Source organism: Streptomyces sp. NRRL F-5727, assembly GCF_000719555.1.
Taxonomy (GTDB): domain Bacteria; phylum Actinomycetota; class Actinomycetes; order Streptomycetales; family Streptomycetaceae; genus Streptomyces.
In genome coordinates, this window is record NZ_JOGX01000003.1 from 187,828 (window position 1) to 206,014 (window position 18,187).

The 18,187-nt window shown below is 73.3% G+C and carries 18 protein-coding genes; 11 read left to right on the forward strand and 7 right to left on the reverse strand.

All coding sequences use genetic code 11. The features are described 5' to 3' along the window. Nucleotides 1–42 precede the first annotated feature (42 nt). The 10 genes from IF73_RS0103530 to IF73_RS0103575 all read left to right on the forward strand — a co-directional run bounded on the left by IF73_RS0103530 (nt 43) and on the right by IF73_RS0103575 (nt 11,519). Nucleotides 43–873 (forward strand): Bro-N domain-containing protein, encoded by an 831-nt coding sequence (locus IF73_RS0103530; RefSeq protein WP_031003285.1) that lies wholly within the window; start codon nt 43–45, stop codon nt 871–873. A gap of 27 nt (nt 874–900) precedes the next feature. Further along, the gene (locus IF73_RS0103535) at nt 901–1,779 is read left to right on the forward strand and encodes a DUF2797 domain-containing protein (RefSeq protein ID WP_031003286.1); all 879 of its coding nucleotides are present in this window, start codon (nt 901–903) and stop codon (nt 1,777–1,779) included. A gap of 94 nt (nt 1,780–1,873) precedes the next feature. Then, a complete protein-coding gene (locus IF73_RS0103540; RefSeq protein ID WP_031003288.1) occupies nt 1,874–2,209 on the forward strand; it encodes an antibiotic biosynthesis monooxygenase family protein in 336 nt (111 codons plus the stop codon). Between the two features lie 13 nt (nt 2,210–2,222). After that, on the forward strand, nt 2,223–3,074 hold the full coding sequence (locus IF73_RS0103545) for an amidohydrolase family protein (protein ID WP_051716500.1): 852 nt from the start codon (nt 2,223–2,225) through the stop codon (nt 3,072–3,074). A gap of 94 nt (nt 3,075–3,168) precedes the next feature. Then, complete coding sequence (locus IF73_RS0103550; protein WP_031003300.1) at nt 3,169–3,924, forward strand: response regulator transcription factor; 756 nt, start codon at nt 3,169–3,171, stop codon at nt 3,922–3,924. Nucleotides 3,925–3,930: 6 nt separating this feature from the next. Next, nucleotides 3,931–5,514 carry a sensor histidine kinase gene (locus tag IF73_RS0103555; protein WP_031003302.1) on the forward strand — a complete coding sequence of 528 codons (1,584 nt, stop codon included), beginning with the start codon at nt 3,931–3,933 and terminating at the stop codon, nt 5,512–5,514. A 26-nt stretch (nt 5,515–5,540) separates the two neighbouring features. After that, nucleotides 5,541–6,824: a bifunctional glycosyltransferase family 2/GtrA family protein gene (locus tag IF73_RS0103560; RefSeq protein ID WP_078867923.1), complete on the forward strand. Its 1,284-nt coding sequence runs from the start codon at nt 5,541–5,543 to the stop codon at nt 6,822–6,824. Beyond that, a complete protein-coding gene (locus IF73_RS0103565) occupies nt 6,821–9,037 on the forward strand; it encodes an ArnT family glycosyltransferase (protein WP_031003306.1) in 2,217 nt (738 codons plus the stop codon). Before IF73_RS0103560 ends, IF73_RS0103565 begins: the two co-directional genes overlap by 4 nt. Nucleotides 9,038–9,112: 75 nt before the next feature. Continuing rightward, nucleotides 9,113–10,636, forward strand: coding sequence for an MFS transporter (locus tag IF73_RS0103570; RefSeq protein WP_031003308.1), 1,524 nt, complete (start codon nt 9,113–9,115; stop codon nt 10,634–10,636). Nucleotides 10,637–10,670: 34 nt separating this feature from the next. Continuing rightward, nucleotides 10,671–11,519 carry a TetR/AcrR family transcriptional regulator gene (locus IF73_RS0103575; RefSeq protein WP_078867924.1) on the forward strand — a complete coding sequence of 283 codons (849 nt, stop codon included), beginning with the start codon at nt 10,671–10,673 and terminating at the stop codon, nt 11,517–11,519. Nucleotides 11,520–11,614: 95 nt separating this feature from the next. On the opposite strand, the gene IF73_RS0103580 is transcribed toward IF73_RS0103575, so the two are convergent. Further along, nucleotides 11,615–13,204, reverse strand: coding sequence for an MDR family MFS transporter (locus IF73_RS0103580; protein WP_037878155.1), 1,590 nt, complete (start codon nt 13,202–13,204; stop codon nt 11,615–11,617). Nucleotides 13,205–13,323: 119 nt separating this feature from the next. Further along, nucleotides 13,324–13,767, reverse strand: a complete 444-nt coding sequence (locus IF73_RS0103585; protein ID WP_031003313.1) for a MarR family winged helix-turn-helix transcriptional regulator — start codon at nt 13,765–13,767, stop codon at nt 13,324–13,326. A gap of 179 nt (nt 13,768–13,946) precedes the next feature. On the opposite strand from IF73_RS0103585, the gene IF73_RS0103590 reads away from it, so the two are divergent. Further along, entirely contained in the window at nt 13,947–14,174 is a 228-nt protein-coding gene (locus IF73_RS0103590; RefSeq protein WP_031003315.1) for a hypothetical protein, read from the forward strand. Between the two features lie 123 nt (nt 14,175–14,297). On the opposite strand, the gene IF73_RS0103595 is transcribed toward IF73_RS0103590, so the two are convergent. The 5 genes from IF73_RS0103595 to IF73_RS41370 form a co-directional block, all read right to left on the reverse strand. Further along, nucleotides 14,298–15,125 carry a hypothetical protein gene (locus tag IF73_RS0103595; RefSeq protein ID WP_031003317.1) on the reverse strand — a complete coding sequence of 276 codons (828 nt, stop codon included), beginning with the start codon at nt 15,123–15,125 and terminating at the stop codon, nt 14,298–14,300. A 50-nt stretch (nt 15,126–15,175) separates the two neighbouring features. Beyond that, the gene (locus IF73_RS0103600; RefSeq protein ID WP_031003318.1) at nt 15,176–16,105 is read right to left on the reverse strand and encodes an RNA polymerase sigma factor SigF; all 930 of its coding nucleotides are present in this window, start codon (nt 16,103–16,105) and stop codon (nt 15,176–15,178) included. 236 nt (nt 16,106–16,341) lie between these two features. Beyond that, the gene (locus IF73_RS0103605) at nt 16,342–17,190 is read right to left on the reverse strand and encodes an RNA polymerase sigma factor SigF (protein WP_031003319.1); all 849 of its coding nucleotides are present in this window, start codon (nt 17,188–17,190) and stop codon (nt 16,342–16,344) included. 245 nt (nt 17,191–17,435) lie between these two features. Then, entirely contained in the window at nt 17,436–17,729 is a 294-nt protein-coding gene (locus tag IF73_RS0103610; RefSeq protein ID WP_031003320.1) for a Dabb family protein, read from the reverse strand. Between the two features lie 9 nt (nt 17,730–17,738). Next, on the reverse strand, nt 17,739–17,903 hold the full coding sequence (locus tag IF73_RS41370; RefSeq protein WP_199806607.1) for a hypothetical protein: 165 nt from the start codon (nt 17,901–17,903) through the stop codon (nt 17,739–17,741). Nucleotides 17,904–18,187 lie beyond the last annotated feature (284 nt).

Sequence of the window (18,187 nt, forward strand, 5' to 3'; positions counted from 1 at the left end):
GAATATGCCTTCGGCCTAACGTGCGGGTGGAGGTGATGATCGTTGGACGCGATCGACATCGATGACTTCGTTCGGGCCGCCGCCGGGGGCCGGCTGAGGCGGCTCACCGCGATCGACGGGGCGCACTGGTTCCCCGTCGTGGACGTGGCCCGGCGGCTCGGGTACGCGGGGCCGCGCGAGGCGCTGCGGAGCGTGGCGCTGCCCGCCTGGTGCCTGGCACCCGCGCGGGAACTGGCGCCCAGCCCGGACATACTCGCGCGCAGCGGCATCCGCGGCACCGCGCGGATGGTCAGCCTCGCCGGTCTCGTGCAGCTCGTCACCGCCTGCCGCGCGCCCGAGGCCCAGCCGTTCCGGGCCTGGGTGGGCGAGCTGGTGGCCGAGGTGCAGCGGCACGGCGGCTACGGACTCGAACCGGCCCCGGCGCACGGCGGGTTCGTGCTGCCGCCCGAGCTCGTCGACGTCCTCGTCCGGCTGGAGGGCCGGTTCGACGAGACCGCCGCGGGCCTCACCGGGCACGCCGGGTACGCGGAGCTGCTGCGGGAGACCCGGCTCAGCCTCTCAAGGGTCGCCGACTCCCTTGAGCGCACCTTCGCCGTCCCCCGGCAGCGCGGCACCGAGGACCGGCCCCGGCTCAGCGCGCAGGAGCTCGTCGAGTCCTGGGAGATCAGCGGCGACATGCGGGCCGTCGCCAGCTTCCTCGCCCCCGCCCTCGTCCGCGGCGGCGTCCGCTGCCGGCCCCAGGACGTCACCCGGCGCACCGGGCTCTCCGGCGAGCGCGTCCGCGACTGCGTCCGGCTGCTCATCGAGCGGGGCTGCATGCGCGAGGTCGGCGACCCCGGCCCGGACGGGACCCGGATCTACGTGCTGCCCTGAGGAGGAGGATGGGGGGAGGACAGAGACATGGGAGGCGGTCCGGCCGTGTGGCGGAGTGGTGGCGTCGGGTGGAGCGGGGGCTCGGCCGGACTGCGCTGGTGGGGCGGGCGGGTCAGCCCGGTCGGGTACGGGCGGCCGCTCGCCTTCCGGGCCGTCGGGGGCCGGGCCTGCGCCGGGGCGCGGGGGAACGCCTGCCCCGTCGGCGCCGCGGTGCCGGGGCGGTCGACCGGCGGGCTCTGCCCCGACTGCGCGCGCCTCGACCGGGCCCACTCCGTCGCCGCCGACACCTTCGCCGACGACCCCCGGCCCTACCGGGTCTACCTCGCCTGGTTCGGGACCGGCACGGTCAAGGTCGGCATCACCGGCGAGCACCGGGGGGACACCCGGTTGCGCGAGCAGGGCGCCGTCGCCTTCTGCTGGCTCGGGCGCGGCCCGCTGATGGCCGCCCGGCGGACCGAGGAGGTGCTGCGGCAGGCCCTCGGCGTGCCCGACCGGGTGTCGTACGAGCGGAAGCGGGCGCTGCGGGTCGGGCTGCCGGACGCCGGGGCGCGGGCCGCGGAGATCGAGGAGCTGTACGGGCGGGCTCTCGGCGTCGGCGGCTGGGGCGACACCCTGGAGGCGCTGCCCTTCACCGCGTACGACCACGGGGAGCTCTTCGGCCTGGGGGCGCTGCCGCCGCTCGACGGGACCGTCACCGAGCTCGTCGAGGGCGGGGTCGTCACCGGGCGGGTGCTCGCCGCCGCCGGCCCCGATCTGCACCTGCGCGACCCCGGCGGACGCCACCTCGTGCTCGACGGGCGGCTGCTCGGCGGCTGGGGGCTGGAGCGGTGCGGGGAGACGGACGACGCCTGGAGCGTGCCCGTGGACGTCGTCGCCGCCAGGAGTGAGCAGGGCGGGCTGTTCTGACCGCGAAGTCCCGGGCGCCTCTGATCGTAAAGTCTTGGATCCCTTTGAGCGGCGGCCGTGGACAGCGTCCGGTCCGCCCCGCGAGGGTGCTCCCATGACGCAGAAACCGATCTCCGGTCTCGAACCGCCCTACTACACCGCCGTCTTCACCTCCCTGCGGCCCGACGCCCCCGAGGGGTACGCCGAGACCGCCGCCGAGCTGCGCCGGCGGGTCGCCGACGTCCCCGGCTTCCTCGGCTACGAGTCCGCCCGCACCCCCGGCGGCCTCGGCATCACCGTGGCCTACTTCCGTGACCTGGAGGCCCTCGACGCCTGGCGTCTCGACACCGAGCACCTGGCGGCGAAGAGGCACGGGCGCGAGCACTGGTACGAGGCGTACAGCTGCCACATCGGCAAGGTCGAGCGGAGCTACGGCTTTGAGCGAGAGTGACGTCGTCAGGGAGATGACCGCGCGGCTCGGGCTGCCCGGGCTCGTCGACGTGCACACCCACTTCATGCCGAAGAACGTCCTCGACAAGGTCTGGGCGTACTTCGACGCCGTCGGACCGCTCACCGGGCAGCCCTGGCCCATCACCTACCGCGAGGAGGAGGACCGGCGGGTCGAGCTGTTGCGCGGCTTCGGCGTGCTGGCCTTCACCTCGATGCTCTACCCGCACAGGCCCGGGATGGGCGCCTGGCTCAACGCCTGGGCCGCGGAGTTCGCCGCGCGGACGCCCGGCTGCCTGCACACGGCGACCTTCTTCCCCGAGCCCGGGGCCGCCGGGTACGTGCGGCGGGCCCTCGACGACGGGGCCCGGGTCTTCAAGGTGCACGTCCAGGTCGGCGGCTTCGACCCGAACGATCCGCAGCTCGACGAGGTGTGGGGGCTGCTCGCCGAGAGCGGCACGCCGGTCGTCGTCCACTGCGGTTCCGGGCCCGCGCCCGGCGCCTACACCGGACCGGGCCATGCCGGGAAGCTGCTCGCCCGGCATCCGCGGCTGCGGATGATCGTCGCGCACATGGGGATGCCGGAGTACGAGGACTTCCTCGGTCTCGCGGAGCGGTACGAGGGCGTGCACCTGGACACCACCATGGCCTTCACCGACTTCAGCGAGCGGCTCGCGCCCTTCCCGCGCGACGCGCTCAAGCGGCTGGCCGACCTCCAGGACCGGGTGCTCCTCGGCTCCGACTTCCCCAACATCCCCTACCCGTACGTCCACCAGCTCCACGCCCTCGAACGGCTCGGGCTCGGCGACGACTGGCTCCGGGCGGTCCTGCACGACAACGGGGCCGCGATGTTTCACGTGAAACCCTGACGGACCGAGCCCTGACCGGACCGGCTCCCCGTTTCTCAGGGAATTCACAGGAAAGCGCAAGGGGGATCTCAGCGGCGGCGGCGAGCGTGGGGCCATGACCGTCACCACTCGCAGCACGTCAGCCCGCCGCGGCACCCGCGCCGATCTGCTCCGTGCCGACGGCAGCGCCGTCCGCGTCCTCGTCGTCGACGACGAGGCGTCCCTCTCCGAACTGCTCTCCATGGCCCTGCGCTACGAGGGCTGGCAGGTCCGCAGCGCCGCCGACGGGGCCGGTGCCCTGCGGGCCGTGCGGGAGTTCCGGCCCGACGTCGTCATCCTGGACATCATGCTCCCGGACGTCGACGGGCTCAGCCTGCTCGGCTCGATCCGGCGCGAGCTGCCCGAGGTGCCGGTCCTCTTCCTCACGGCGAAGGACGCCGTCGAGGACCGGATCGCCGGGCTCACGGCCGGCGGTGACGACTACGTCACCAAGCCGTTCAGCCTGGAGGAGGTCGTCGCCCGGCTGCGCGGCCTGATCCGGCGCTCCGGGGCCGCCCAGGCCCGCAGCGAGTCCCTGCTCACGGTCGGCGACCTCACCCTCGACGAGGACAGCCACGAGGTCACCCGGGGCGGCGACTCCATCCACCTCACCGCGACCGAGTTCGAGCTGCTGCGGTACCTCATGCGCAACCCGCGCCGGGTGCTCAGCAAGGCGCAGATCCTCGACCGCGTGTGGTCGTACGACTTCGGCGGCCAGGCCAACGTCGTCGAGCTGTACATCTCCTACCTGCGGCGGAAGATCGACGCCGGCCGCTCGCCGATGATCCACACCCGGCGGGGGGCCGGCTACCTCATCAAGCCGGGGGAGTAGCCCCGCATGCGTCTCCGTTCCCGGCGGCCCTGGTCGCTGCGGACGCGGCTCGTGGTCTCCGCCGTCGCGCTGATCGCCGTCGTCGCGGCCGTCATCGGCACGGTCACCACCATCGCGTACCGCTCCTACCTGTACGACCGGGCCGACGAGCAGCTGACCGCGCTCGGCCAGCGGGCGGCCGGGCCGCCGGGTCCGCCGCCGGGCGGCCGGGTCCGGGAGCGCCCGCCGCTCGCCGTCCTCGGCGACCCGGGCTCCCCGATCGGCGCGCTGGTCGCCGTCGTCGAGGGCGGTGAGATCACCGAGGCGGGCCGCTCGACGGAGACGGAGACGGATACTCAGACGGATACGCGGACGGAGACCGAGACCCCGACGGCCGGTGACGACACCGGCGAGCCGTTCCCGGTCGAGAAGCTGGACGCGGCGCAGGTGCGCGCGCTCTCCGCCGTGCCCCGCGACGGTCGGGCGCACACCGTGGAACTGCCCGGCGGACTCGGCTCGTACCGGGTCGTCCACACCGAGGGCCATCGCCACGCCGTCCTGACCGGCATCCCGCTCGACGAGGTCGAGAGCGCCCTCTCCACCCTCGTCCTGGTCGAGCTCAGCCTCACCGGCGCCTCCCTCGTCGCCGCCTCCCTCGCCGGGACGGCGCTGGTACGGATCGCACTGCGGCCGCTGCGCCGGGTCGCCGCCACCGCCGCCCAGGTCGCCCGGCTGCCGCTGCACAGCGGCGAGGTGGCGCTCCACCAGCGGGTTCCGGAGGCCGAGGCCGATCCACGGACCGAGGTCGGGCAGGTCGGCGCCGCGCTCAACCGGATGCTCGACCACGTCCACGCGGCCCTCGACGCCCGCCAGCAGAGCGAGACCCGGGTCCGGCAGTTCGTCGCCGACGCCAGCCACGAACTGCGCACCCCGCTCGCCTCCATCCGCGGCTACGCCGAACTCACCCGGCGCGGACGCGAGGAGTGCGGGCCCGACACCCGGCACGCGCTCGGCCGGATCGAGTCCGAGGCCACCCGGATGACGGGCCTGGTCGAGGACCTGCTGCTGCTCGCCCGGCTCGACGCCGGACGCCCCCTCTCGGACGAGACCACCGACCTCGTCCCCCTCGTCGTGGACGCCCTCGGGGACGCCCGCGCCGCCGGACCCGACCACCACTGGCGCCTCGAACTGCCCGGGGACGGCGGGCCGGCGGCGGTCCGCGGCGACGCCGCACGGCTCCAGCAGGTGCTCCTCAACCTGCTCGCCAACGCCCGCGCCCACACCCCGCCCGGGACCACCGTCACGGCCCTTGTCCGGGGCGCGGGCGCGGCCGTCGTCGTCGAGGTCCAGGACGACGGGCCCGGCATCCCGCCGCAGCTGCTGCCCGCCGTCTTCGAACGGTTCGCCCGCGGCGACGCCTCCCGCTCCCGGCACGCCGGGTCCACCGGGCTCGGCCTCGCCATCGTGCGGGCCGTCGTCACCGCCCACGGCGGCGAGGTGGCCGTCGACTCCGTCCCCGGACGGACCGTCTTCTCGGTCACGCTGCCGGCGGTCACGCTGCCGGCGGTCACGGACTCACAGGCCCGCCACAGGCTGATCACACAGGCGTGACAGCGGGCCCGGCGAGGGTCGTGGACATGCGAACCCACACCCTCGCGGGGCCCGCGACGCAGGCCCCCGGCACCCTTCCCGCCCGGGAGCACCTGCCGGTGAGCGAAGCGGGCCGGGCCGTTCTGGACGTGGTGATCCCCGTCTACAACGAGGAGAAGGACCTGGAGCCGTGCGTCCGCCGGCTCCACGCGCACCTGAAGCGCACCTTCCCGTACGGCTTCCGCGTCACCGTCGCCGACAACGCCTCCACCGACGCCACCCCCGCCATCGCCGCCGCCCTCGCCGCCGAGGTGCCCGAGGTGCGGTCCGTACGGCTCGAACAGAAGGGCCGCGGCCGGGCCCTGAGGACCGTGTGGTCGGCCTCCGACGCACCGGTCCTCGCCTACATGGACGTGGACCTGTCCACCGACCTCAACGCGCTCCTCCCGCTCGTCGCGCCGCTCATCTCCGGCCACTCCGACCTCGCCATAGGCTCCCGGCTGGCCCGCTCCTCGCGGGTGGTGCGCGGGCCCAAGAGGGAGTTCGTCTCGCGGGCGTACAACCTGATCCTGCGCGGCTCGCTCGCCGCCCGCTTCTCCGACGCCCAGTGCGGCTTCAAGGCGATCCGGCGCGATGTCGCCGAGCGGCTGCTGCCGATGGTCGAGGACACCGGCTGGTTCTTCGACACCGAGATGCTGGTGCTCGCCGAGCGGGCCGGGCTGCGGATCCACGAGGTGCCCGTCGACTGGGTCGACGACCCCGACTCGACCGTGCACATCGTGCGGACCGCCACCGACGACCTGAAGGGCGTCTGGCGGGTGGGCCGGGCCCTCGCCACCGGTTCGCTGCCGCTGGACCGGCTCGCCCGGCCCTTCGGCGACGACCCGCGCGACCGCGACCTGACCGGCGTCCCCGGCGGACTCGCCCGCCAGCTGGTCGGCTTCTGCGTGGTCGGCGTGCTCTCCACGCTCTTCTACCTCGCGCTCTACTCGCTCTTCCGGCTCGGCGCCGGCGCCCAGCTCGCCAACGCCGCCGCCCTGCTCGTCTCCGCCGTCGCCAACACGGCCGCCAACCGCCGGCTCACCTTCGGCGTCCGCGGCCGCGACCGGGCCGTCCGCCACCAGGCGCAGGGGCTCGTGGTCTTCGCCATCGGCCTCGCCCTCACCAGCGGCTCGCTCGCCGCGCTCGGCGCGGCGACCGGCGACCCGGCGCACTCCACCGAACTCGCCGTGCTCGTCGTCGCCAACCTCGCCGCGACCGTGCTGCGCTTCCTGCTCTTCCGGCTCTGGGTCTTCCCGGACCGCCGACACCCCACGGGGGACCCCCGATGACCGCACCGACCCCGCCCGCCGTGCCGCCCGCCGCCGCGGCGCCCGCCGTGCCCGCCGTGCCCGCCCGGCCCGGGCGGCTCGCCCGGCTGTGGCGCGGTCGGCCCGAGGACGCCCCCTGGGTGCGCCCCGCGCTCCTCGGCCTCCTCGCCGCCACCACCGCGCTCTACCTGTGGAACCTGAGCGCCTCCGGCTACGCCAACTCCTTCTACTCGGCGGCCGTCCAGGCCGGCGGCGAGAGCTGGAAGGCGTTCTTCTTCGGCTCGCTCGACGCGGCCAACGCCATCACCGTCGACAAGCCGCCGGCCGCGCTCTGGCCGATGGCGCTCTCCGTCCGCCTCTTCGGCCTCGGCTCCTGGCAGATCCTGCTGCCCGAGGTGCTGATGGGCGTGGCCACGGTCGCCGTGCTGTACGCGGCCGTCCGCCGCCGCTTCGGCGCGGGCGCCGGCCTGCTCGCGGGCGTCGTGCTCGCGCTGACCCCGGTCGCCGCGCTGATGTTCCGCTTCAACAACCCGGACGCGCTGCTCGCGCTGCTCATGACCGTGGCCGTGTACGCGGTGCTGCGGGCCCTGGAGCGCGCCGAGGGTTCGACGACGTGGCTGGTCGCGGCGGGCGCCGCGTTCGGTTTCGCGTTCTTGACGAAGACCCTCCAGGCGTTCCTGATCCTGCCGCCGCTCGCGCTCGTGTACGCGGTGTGCGCCCCGGCCCGGCCGCTGAAGCGGTGCGGCCAGCTGGGTCTCGCCGGACTCGCGCTGGTCGTCTCCGGCGGCTGGTGGGTGGCGCTCGTCGAGCTCTGGCCGGCGGCCTCGCGCCCGTACGTCGGCGGCTCGCAGAACAACAGCTTCCTGGAGCTGACCTTCGGCTACAACGGCCTCGGCCGGATCAACGGCAACGAGGTCGGCAGCGTCGGCGGCGGTGGCCGCGGCGGCGGGCAGGGCGGCGGCTGGGGCGAGACCGGCCTGATGCGCATGTTCGACGACTCCGTCGGCGGCCAGATCTCCTGGCTGCTGCCGGCCGCGCTGGTGCTGCTCCTCGCCGGGCTCGTCGTCACTTGGCGGGCGCCGCGCACGGACACGGCCCGGGCCGCGTTCCTGGTGTGGGGCGGGTCGCTGCTGATGACGCTGGCCGTCTTCAGCTTCATGGCCGGCATCTTCCACGAGTACTACACGGTGGCCCTGGCCCCGTACCTCGCCGCCCTGATCGGCATGGGCGCCGGCGTGCTGTGGGAGGAGCGGACCCGGCTGCCCGCCTCCGCCGGCCTCGCGGTCGCGGCCGGCGTGACGGCCTGGTGGGGCTGGGTGCTGCTCGGCCGTACGCCGGACTACCTGCCGTGGCTGCGCTGGACCGTGCTCGGCGCGGGAGCGGTGGCCGCGCTCGGGCTGCTCGCCGCGGGCCGGACGGACCGGCGGCTCGGCCTCGCCGTGGCGGGCCTCGGCCTGGCGGCGGGACTCGCGGGCCCGTTCGCGTACACCCTGGAGACGCTCTCCACCGGCCACCAGGGCTCCATCGTCACGGCGGGCCCGGCGGGCGCCGGCTTCGGCGGCCGTGGCCCGGGCGGCGGCGGCCGCGGCTTCCCGGGCGGCGGCGAGCTCCCGGCCGGGATGGCGCGGATGGACGGCGGCGGCCGGGGCACGGACGGCGGCGGCCAGGTGGGCGGCATGCAGCCCCCGAACGGCATGCAGCCCCCCAACGGTACGCAGCCCCCGAACGGCATGCAGCCCCCCAACGGCTTCCCCGGCGGCGGCCAGGCACAAGGCGGCCAGCCCCAGGGCGGCCAGCAACCCCCCACCGGCCAGGCGGGCCAGATGCCGGGCGCCGACGAGCGCGGTGGCCTGGGCGGCGGCGGCCTCGGCGGGCTCCTCAACGGCGCCGGCGTCGGTACGGAGGCCAAGGCGAAGCTGCTCCAGGACGCCGACGCGTACACCTGGGCCGCCGCCGCGATCGGCGCGCAGAACGCGGCGAGCTACCAGCTCGCCACCGAGAAGCCCGTGATGGCGATCGGCGGCTTCAACGGCAGCGACCCGTCCCCGACCCTCGCCCAGTTCAAGCGGTACGTCGCCGAGGGGAGGATCCACTACTTCATCGGAGGCGGCGGCATGGGCGGGCCCGGCGGCGGGGCCGGCAGCGGCTCCCAGATCAGCACGTGGGTGCAGGAGAACTTCACCTCCACCACCGTCGGCAACGCCACCTTCTACGACCTGACCAGCCCGAAATAAAAAGCCCTATACAGCGTACGAGACCTCCTATACGGTGTACGAGTCCCAGCCTCGTACACCGTATAAGGAGTGTCCATGACGGCCACGCCCACGGCCACGCCGCCGGCCACAGGCGGCCACCCCCAGCGCTGGCTGATCCTCGGCGTCATCTGTCTCGCCCAGCTCACCGTGCTCCTCGACAACACCGTCCTCAGCGTCGCCATCCCCTCGCTGACCACGGAGCTGCACGCCTCCACCAGCGACATCCAGTGGATGATCAACGCCTACTCGCTCGTCCAGTCCGGCCTGCTCCTGACCGCCGGCAACGCCGCCGACCGCTACGGCCGCAAGAAGCTGCTCGCCGTCGGCCTCGCGCTCTTCGGCCTCGGCTCGCTCGCCGCCGGACTCGCCGACTCGACCGGCCAGCTGATCGCCGCCCGCGCGGGCATGGGCGTCGGCGGGGCGCTCCTGATGACCACCACGCTCGCCGTCGTCATGCAGATCTTCGACGACTCCGAGCGCGTGAAGGCCATCGCGCTCTGGGCCACCGTCAGCTCGCTCGGCTTCGCCGCCGGACCGCTGATCGGCGGCGTGATCCTCGACCACTACTGGTGGGGGATGATCTTCCTGATCAACATCCCGGTGGCCGTGATCGGCCTGGTCGCCGTCCTCAAGCTGGTCCCCGAGTCGAAGAACCCCCAGGGCGACCGCCCCGACCTGCTCGGCGCGCTGCTCTCCACCATCGGCATGACCGCCGCCGTGTACGCGATCATCACCGGCCCGGAGCACGGCTGGACCTCCACCGAGGTGCTGGTCCCGGCCGCGACCGGCGTCGTGGTGCTCGCCGCCTTCGCGCTGTGGGAGCTGCGGACCCCGTACCCGATGCTCGACATGCACTTCTTCCGCAACCAGAAGTTCGTGGGCGCGGTGGCCGGCGCGATCCTGGTGATGTTCGGGATGGGCGGCTCGCTGTTCCTGCTCACCCAGCACCTCCAGTTCGTGCTCGGGTACGAGCCGCTGGAGGCGGGGCTGCGGATGGCGCCGCTGGCGCTGACGGTCGTCGTCCTCAACCTCAGCGGCATCGGCCCGAGGATCGTGATGAAGCTCGGCACCCCGCTCACCGTGACGGTCGGCATGACGCTGGTCGCGGCCGGTCTGGCCTCGATCGCCCTGCTCGGCGGCGGCGCGGACGGCACCTACTGGGGCATGCTGCTCGGCCTGGTCCTGATGGGCACCGGCCTCGCGGTCTCCAACCCGGCGATGGCGAACGCGATCATGAGCGCGATCCCGCCGGAGAAGGCGGGCGTCGGCGCGGGCGTCAACGGCACCCTCGCCGAGTTCGGCAACGGCCTCGGCGTCGCGGTCCTCGGCGCCGTCCTCAACGCCCGCTTCGCCGCCCTCGTCACCGTCACCGCCACCTCGCTCCCGGCGGCCCTGGCGGCGGCCGGCGACGACGCCGAGCGGGCCCGGATCTCCGACGCCTTCGCCTCCGGGCTGCAGACCAGCCAGCTGGTCGGCGCGGTCGCCGTCCTCGTCGGCGGTCTGCTCGCCGCCTTCCTGCTGAAGCGGGCCGAGCGGGCGGAGCAGTCCGTGGCGGCCGAGCCCGTCGTCGCTGCCTAGCATGGTCACGAGCGCCGACGGACGGAGGACGAGCATGGTCAAGGCCGCGGACCGGACCAGGAACCCGACGGGCTCCAGCGTCTGGCTGGAGCAGCGGGCCGCCCGCAGCGGCGGCGGCCCCGCCGGGCTCGACCGCGACCGGATCGTGGCCGCCTCGGTGCGGATGCTCGACCGGGACGGGCTCGCCAAGCTGTCGATGCGGCGGCTCGCGGCCGAGCTCGGCGTCACGGCGATGTCCCTGTACTGGTACGTGGACACCAAGGACGACATCATCGAGTACGCGATCGACACCGTGTACGGGGAGATCGACCTGGACGCGGTCGCCGCGGGGGCCGACTGGCGGGAGCGGATCCGGACGCTCGCCCTGCACTACCGCCGGATGCTGGTCCGCCACCCGTGGATGTCGCCGTGCGCGGGCCAGTACCTGAACATCGGGCCGCACGCGATCGCCGTCGGCGCGAAGATCCAGGAGGCGATCCGGGAGACCGGGCTGCCGCTGAGCGGCCAGCCGGGCGCGATGTCGGCGGTCTTCCAGTTCGTGTACGGCTACGGGACGATCGAGTCGCAGTTCGAGCGGCGGGCGGCCGAGGCGGGCATGACGCAGGACGCCTTCTACACCGATTCCGTCGCCGCCTTCCGCGAGGACCCGCAGTTCCGCGAGGTGCTGGAGCCGATGACGGAGATCCTCGACGAGCGGGCCTCGCACGGCTCCGTCAGCACCATCTGGGAACGGGACTTCGCCTACGCCCTCGACATCCTGGTCGCCGGCATCGAGGCGATGGTGGCCCGCGAGACCCGCGAGACCCGCGAGACCCACGAGACCCACGAGACCCACGAGACCCACGAGACCCGCGAGGCTCCCGAGGCCCGGAAGGACGGGTAGACCCCCGGAACATGACGGAGCGGCGGGCCGTCCCCTGCCCGCCGCTCCGTTCCGACCCGGCCGCGCCTCCGCTCGAAGCGCGGCCGGGAGTCCTCTCAGGCGTCGTCCGCCGTGACGGTGTTGCTCTTCAGCGCGACCTCCTTGATGAAGAGCGTCACCAGGAAGGCGAGCAGCGCGAACGGCGCCGCGTAGAGGAAGACGTCGCCGACGCCGTGCCCGTACGCGCTCTCCATGACCGTGCGGATCGGGGCGGGCAGCTTGTCCATGTCGGGGATGGTGCTCCCGCTGCCGCCCTGGCCCATCGCCGCCGCGGCCTTCGGGCCGAGCTCGGCCACGCCCTCCTTGACGTAGTCGGTGACCCGGTGGGCCATGACCGCGCCGAGCGCCGAGACGCCGATCGCGCCGCCGAGGGAGCGGAAGAAGGTGACGACGGAGGAGGCGGCGCCGAGGTCGGCGGGGGCCACCTGGTTCTGCGTGCAGAGCACCAGGTTCTGCATCATCATGCCGAGGCCGAGGCCGAGGACCGCCATGAAGACCGCGATGTGCCAGTACTCGGTGTCGTACCGGAGGGTGCCGAGGAGGCCGAGGCCCGCGGTGGCGAGCGCGCCGCCGGTGACCAGCCACGCCTTCCAGCGGCCGGTCTTGGTGATGATCATGCCGGAGGCCGTCGAGGAGACGAAGAGGCCGGCGATCATCGGGATGGTGAGGACGCCGGACATCGTCGGCGACTCGTTGCGGGCCAGCTGGAAGTACTGGCTGAAGAAGACCGTGCCGGCGAACATCGCGACGCCGACGAAGAGCGAGGCGAGCGAGGCCAGGGTGATGGTCCGGTTGCGGAAGAGGCGCAGCGGGATGATCGGCTCGGACGCCTTCGACTCGACGAGCACGAAGAGCGCGCCGAGCAGCACCGAACCGGCCACCATGACGCCGGTCTGCCAGGACACCCAGTCGTACTTGTCGCCGGCGAAGGTGACCCAGATGAGGAGCAGCGAGACGGCGGCGCTGATGAAGAAGGCGCCGGCCCAGTCGACCCTGACCTCGCGCTTCACGACGGGGAGCTTGAGGGTCTTCTGGAGGACGAAGAGGGCGATGATCGCGAACGGCACACCGACGTAGAAGCACCAGCGCCAGCCGAGCCACTCGGTGTCGGTGATGACGCCGCCGAGCAGCGGGCCGCCGACGGTGGCGACGGCGAAGACCGCGCCGAGGTAGCCGCTGTAACGGCCGCGCTCACGGGGGGCGATCATCGCGGCGAGGATGATCTGGGAGAGGGCGGTGAGGCCGCCCACGCCGATGCCCTGCACGACGCGGCAGGCGATGAGCATGCCGGTGGACTGGGAGAGGCCGGCGACGATCGAGCCCGCCACGTAGATGGTCAGGGCTATCTGGATGAGCAGCTTCTTGGAGAAGAGGTCGGCCAGCTTGCCCCAGAGCGGGGTGGTGGCGGTCATCGCGAGCAGGGTCGCGGTGACGACCCAGGTGTAGGCGGACTGGGTGCCCTCCAGGTCGGTGATGATCTGGGGGAGGGCGTTGGAGACGATCGTCGAGGACAGGATGGCGACGAACATGCCGAGCAGCAGCCCGGAGAGCGCCTCCATGATCTGACGGTGTGTCATCGGAGCGGCGGTGTCTCCGGTGTCGGCCGGGGCGCTCCGCACACCGGTGTCGGGTGTGGTCGTAGCCATGAGGTTCCTCTGGTTTCCAGCGTGTCCGCGCGGGGGGCGGGGCGCGCTCGGGCGGGGTGGGGCGTGGCCGAGCGGTCTCGTGCGCGGTGGGTCAGGCGTGGGTGGTCGGGCGTGCGTGGTCAGGCGTGGGTGGCCCGGCAGTCCCCGAAGGAGTCGCGGAGTCGGGCGAGCAGGGTGGTGAGCAGTGCGACGTCGTCGTCGGACCACTCCGCGAGGTGGCGGGCGAAGGCTTCGGTCACCCGCCGGTCGAGTTCGGCGAGCATCGCGACGCCCTCGTCGGTCAGCCGCAGGATGCGGGAGCGGCCGTCGCCGGGGTCGGGCAGGCGCTCGACCCAGCCGCGGGAGACGGTGTGGGCCGCGTGGCGGCTGCACACCGACATGTCCACGGCCATGAGCTCGGCCAGCCGACTCGTCCGCATGGACCCGTGGTGCTTGAGCAGGGCGAGCACGGCGGCGGAGCCGCCCTGGCAGTCGCCGGGCAGGACCCGGGCGAGGCCGCGCTTCACGGCGCCGAAGGCGCTGATGGCGCGGGCGAGGTCCTCGTAGCGGCTGCTCGGTTCCACGGCGGACCCCTTCCAACTTGTTGCTTAGGGCAACCATAGAGATGGATGGTTGCTCCAGGCAAACTAAATCGGTCAAACGGCGCTAAAGAATCGGCAAAGGGGAGGCGCGGGGGAGGCTCGGGGGAGGCGGGGTGCCAGGGCTTGGGCCCGTCACCCCGCTTTCGCTAGGGTCCTGGCCCATGGCACACAACCCGCAAGCACCGTACGGCCAGGGCGCCCAGGGCCCCGAGGGCTACGACCCCGCCGGCAGCACCCAGATGTTCCGCGCCTTCGTCGACGAGGGCACCCCCCAGCAGCACCAGCCGCAGCAGGTGGCGGTCCAGGGCGGCCCGCGCGTCGGCGTGATCGCCGCCGTGATCGCCGGGATCGCGGTGGTGGCGGCGGTCGTCTGGCTCGCCGTCGCCTGACCCGCTGTCCCCCGGAACGACGGAGGGGGCCGGTTCCGTACCCGTACGGAACCGGCCCCCTCCGTCGTTCACCCCTGTACGGCGTCCAGCGCCGGAGGCCGGGGCCGGGGTGGGGGTACGGGCTCACCGCCAGGTAGCGGTCACCTCGCGGGTGTCGACGCGCATGCCCAGCGGCACCCGCCAGGACTCCACGCACACCGTGTACGTCCGCGTCCGCGCCGCCCCGGCGGCGATCGGGGCCGGCAGCGGCTGGCTGGTGGTGACCGTGCCCCAGTCGATGCCGAGCGCGCCGATGACATGGGTCTCGAAGGTGGCGGTGCCGGAGGCGGCGGGGGAGCCGCCGGTGTTCCGGAAGGTCACCGTGACCCGCTCGCACCAGCGCTCGTCGGCGTCGGCGGTGACCGGCTCGGAGACGGTCAGCACGGCCGGCCCGGGCGGCGGCGTGGCCGTGGTCGGCCGGGGCGAGGAGGTGGTGGGCGCCGGGGTGGGGACCGGGGTACGCGGCGGGGGCGTCGTCGCGCCGGGCGCGGGGCCGCCGGAGGGCGAGCCGCCGCCGGAACCACCGCCGCCGGAACCACCGCCGCCGGAAGAGCCACCGCCGGGCGGCGCGCCCGACTCCGTACCCCCTCCGGAACCGTCGGCCCGGCCCGTGGCGCTCGGGCGTGCGGACGCGGCTCCCGAACCGGTGGTGGGCGTCGGTGAGGCGCCCGGCGGGGGTTCCGACGCGGGGGCCGGGGGTGGGGAGGAGGTGCTGGAGGTGATGCCGCTCGCCGTGGGGCTCTCCAGCGGGACCAGGGTGACCGCGCCCGAGGGGCCGACGGCGCCGCCCGGCGAGGGACCGGCGCCGACCGCCGTGAACCCCTCGCCGTCTCCTCCGCCTCCGCATGCGGTGAGCGCTCCGCCGAGGCAGAGCGCCACCGCCACGAGTACCGGCTGCTTCCTGCGCCTCATGCGCCCCAGTGTGGCTGACGGTCTGTCACCAGGGGGCGGCTTTGCGGAAGTCAGTCCGAGATCAGGCCCTCGCGGAGCTGGGCGAGCGTGCGGGTGAGCAGCCGCGAGACGTGCATCTGCGAGATGCCGACCTCCTCGCCGATCTGCGACTGGGTCATGTTCGCGAAGAAGCGGAGCATGATGATCTGCCGCTCCCGGGGCGGGAGTTTGGCGAGCAGCGGCTTCAGCGACTCGCGGTACTCGACGCCTTCCAGAGCCGCGTCCTCGTAGCCGAGGCGGTCCGCGAGGGAGCCCTCGCCGCCGTCGTCCTCCGGGGACGGCGAGTCGAGCGAGGAGGCCGTGTACGCGTTGCCCACCGCGAGGCCGTCGACGACGTCCTCCTCCGACACCCCGAGCACCGCGGCGAGTTCGGGCACGGTCGGCGAGCGGTCCAGCTTCTGCGCGAGCTCGTCGCTGGCCTTGGTGAGCGCGAGCCGCAGCTCCTGGAGCCGGCGCGGCACCCGCACCGACCACGAGGTGTCGCGGAAGAAGCGCTTGATCTCGCCGACGACCGTCGGCATCGCGAACGTCGGGAACTCCACGCCCCGTTCGCAGTCGAAGCGGTCGATCGCCTTGATCAGGCCGATGGTGCCGACCTGGACGATGTCCTCCATCGGCTCGTTGCGCGAGCGGAAGCGGGCCGCCGCGTACCGCACGAGCGGGAGGTTCAGCTCGATGAGGGTGTCGCGGACGTAGGTCCGCTCCGGGCTGTCCGCCCCCGCGCCCTCGGCGTCCAGTGCCCGCAGCCGCAGGAACAGGGAGCGGGAGAGGGTGCGGGTGTCGAGCGCCGCCGGCGCGACGGCGGGCTCCGGAGCGGGCAGTGCCCCGCTCTCGGCCGCGGTCGGCGCCGTCGTCTGCGTGGGCACGGGCACGGGCTCGGGCACGTGGACCGGGACGGGCGTGAGCGTGAGCACCTTCGAGCTGCCCTGATCTGCGGACATGCCACCCCCTAGAGGTCGCGGACGGTCGCGGTGGGCCGCGACCATCGGAGGAACGCAGCTTCCACCTGAATACCGGCCGTGGGGCTGCGGCAAACGCGTCCCCAGCAGAATGTCACATGTCGGCAACACGCTGTAGTGACTTGTCGACAAGGAGAGGCCGCATATCCGCAGGAAACAAGGGGTGTACGGCAATTGGGGCGCCAGGGAACTCCTCCGAACCGGTCTACCCGATCCGGTCATGCCTCGATTCTGTTTGCGGATCTCAGGCGGGCGAAGCTTCGGGCGAGGAGCCTTGACACGTGCATCTGCGAGACCCCGAGCTCCTGGCTGATCTGAGACTGCGTCAAGTTGCTGTAGTAGCGCAGCATCAGGATCCGCTGCTCGCGTTCGGGCAGCTGGACGAGCAGGTGCCGGACCAGGTCGCGGTGCTCCACGCCGGCCAGCGCCGGGTCCTCGTAGCCGAGCCGGTCGAGCAGCCCGGGCAGCCCGTCGCCCTCCTGCGCCGCCTCCAGGGAGGTGGCGTGGTACGACCGTCCGGCCTCGATGCAGGCGAGCACCTCGTCCTCGCCGATCCGCAGCCGCTCGGCGATCTCGGCGGTCGTGGGGGAGCGGCCGTGAGCCGTCGTCAGGTCCTCGGTGGCGCCGTTCACCTGCACCCACAGCTCGTGCAGCCGGCGCGGCACGTGCACGGTGCGGACGTTGTCGCGGAAGTACCGCTTGATCTCGCCGACCACGGTGGGCATGGCGAAGGTCGGGAACTGCACGCCCCGGTCCGGGTCGAAGCGGTCGATCGCGTTGATCAGGCCGATGGTGCCGACCTGGACGACGTCCTCCATCGGCTCGTTGCGCGAGCGGAAGCGGGCCGCCGCGTACCGGACGAGCGGGAGGTTGGCCTCGATGAGCGCCCCGCGCACCCGGTCGTGCTCGGGGGTGCCCGGCTCCAGGTTCTTGAGCTGCCCGAAGAGCACCTGGGTGAGCGCCCGGGTGTCGGCGCCCCGGCTGCTCTGCGGCCGGGGGCGCGGGGTGTCCGCGGCGCCGCCCGCCTCGTGCTGGGGCGGGACCTGAGGCGCTGTACTGGCCGGCACGTTCACGCCACCCCTTTGGCTGGTGTAGCTGGTCGACTGGGTCAACTACGGTCAAACGGTGAACTCATCCGTCAAAAGCGGTCATAGCATCACAAGACATGTCCACTGTGTGCAAGCACCGCATAACCACGTGTTGAAGGCATCGTGGAGGAAGAACCGGAGGCCAGGGGCGCGCGGCGCCGCAACGCGCGAGACCCCCCGCCCGGACGGCGGGGGGTCTCGGCGACATACGGACGCGGAAGGGGCTAGAAGGGGTAGTCCGCGATCACCCAGGTGGAGAACTCGCGCCACAGGGCGACCCCGGCCTGGTGCGCCGGGTGGTCGAGGTAGCGCTGGAGCGCGTCCAGGTCCTCGACGGCCGAGTTGATCGCGAAGTCGTACGCGATCGGCCGGTCCGACACGTTCCAGTCGCACTCCCAGAAGCGCAGCTCGTCGATCTGCCCGCCGAGCGCGCGGAACGCCTCGACGCCGGCGACCACGCGCGGGTCGTCGCGCTCGACGCCCTCGTTCAGCTTGAAGAGGACCAGATGGCGGATCACTGGGGTCTCCTAGTTGATGAGTTCTGTCATGAACTCTCCGACACCCTTGGCGGCGCTGGAAAGGCCCTCGAAGCCTATCTGGACCAGGTCCGCGGAGCGGTCCGGGGACGTGATGATCGCGTACAGCACGAAGACCCCGAACGCGTAGACCGCGACTTTCCTCGCCTGGGACATCCGTCCTCCCCCTCCCGGCGCCGGGTTTCGGCCTCGGCGGTGGCCCACTCTAACCGAGCCTTTATGGACCAAGGGCCTGTGCTTCGGGGTCTTTCGCCGTCCCCCGGACGGGTGCGGGGGGAGCAGGATGGAGAGCGAGCCCGGCGGATCTGGCAGGAATCCGCGGGGCACATGGAACCGGCCCGCACTGCGGGGTCCGCGCCGCGAGCTTCCCCCCTGACTGCGGCGCAGGACTTGTCGGACCGGTTCTCATCGGGGGGAGCGGCTTGTCCCCCCGATGCCGC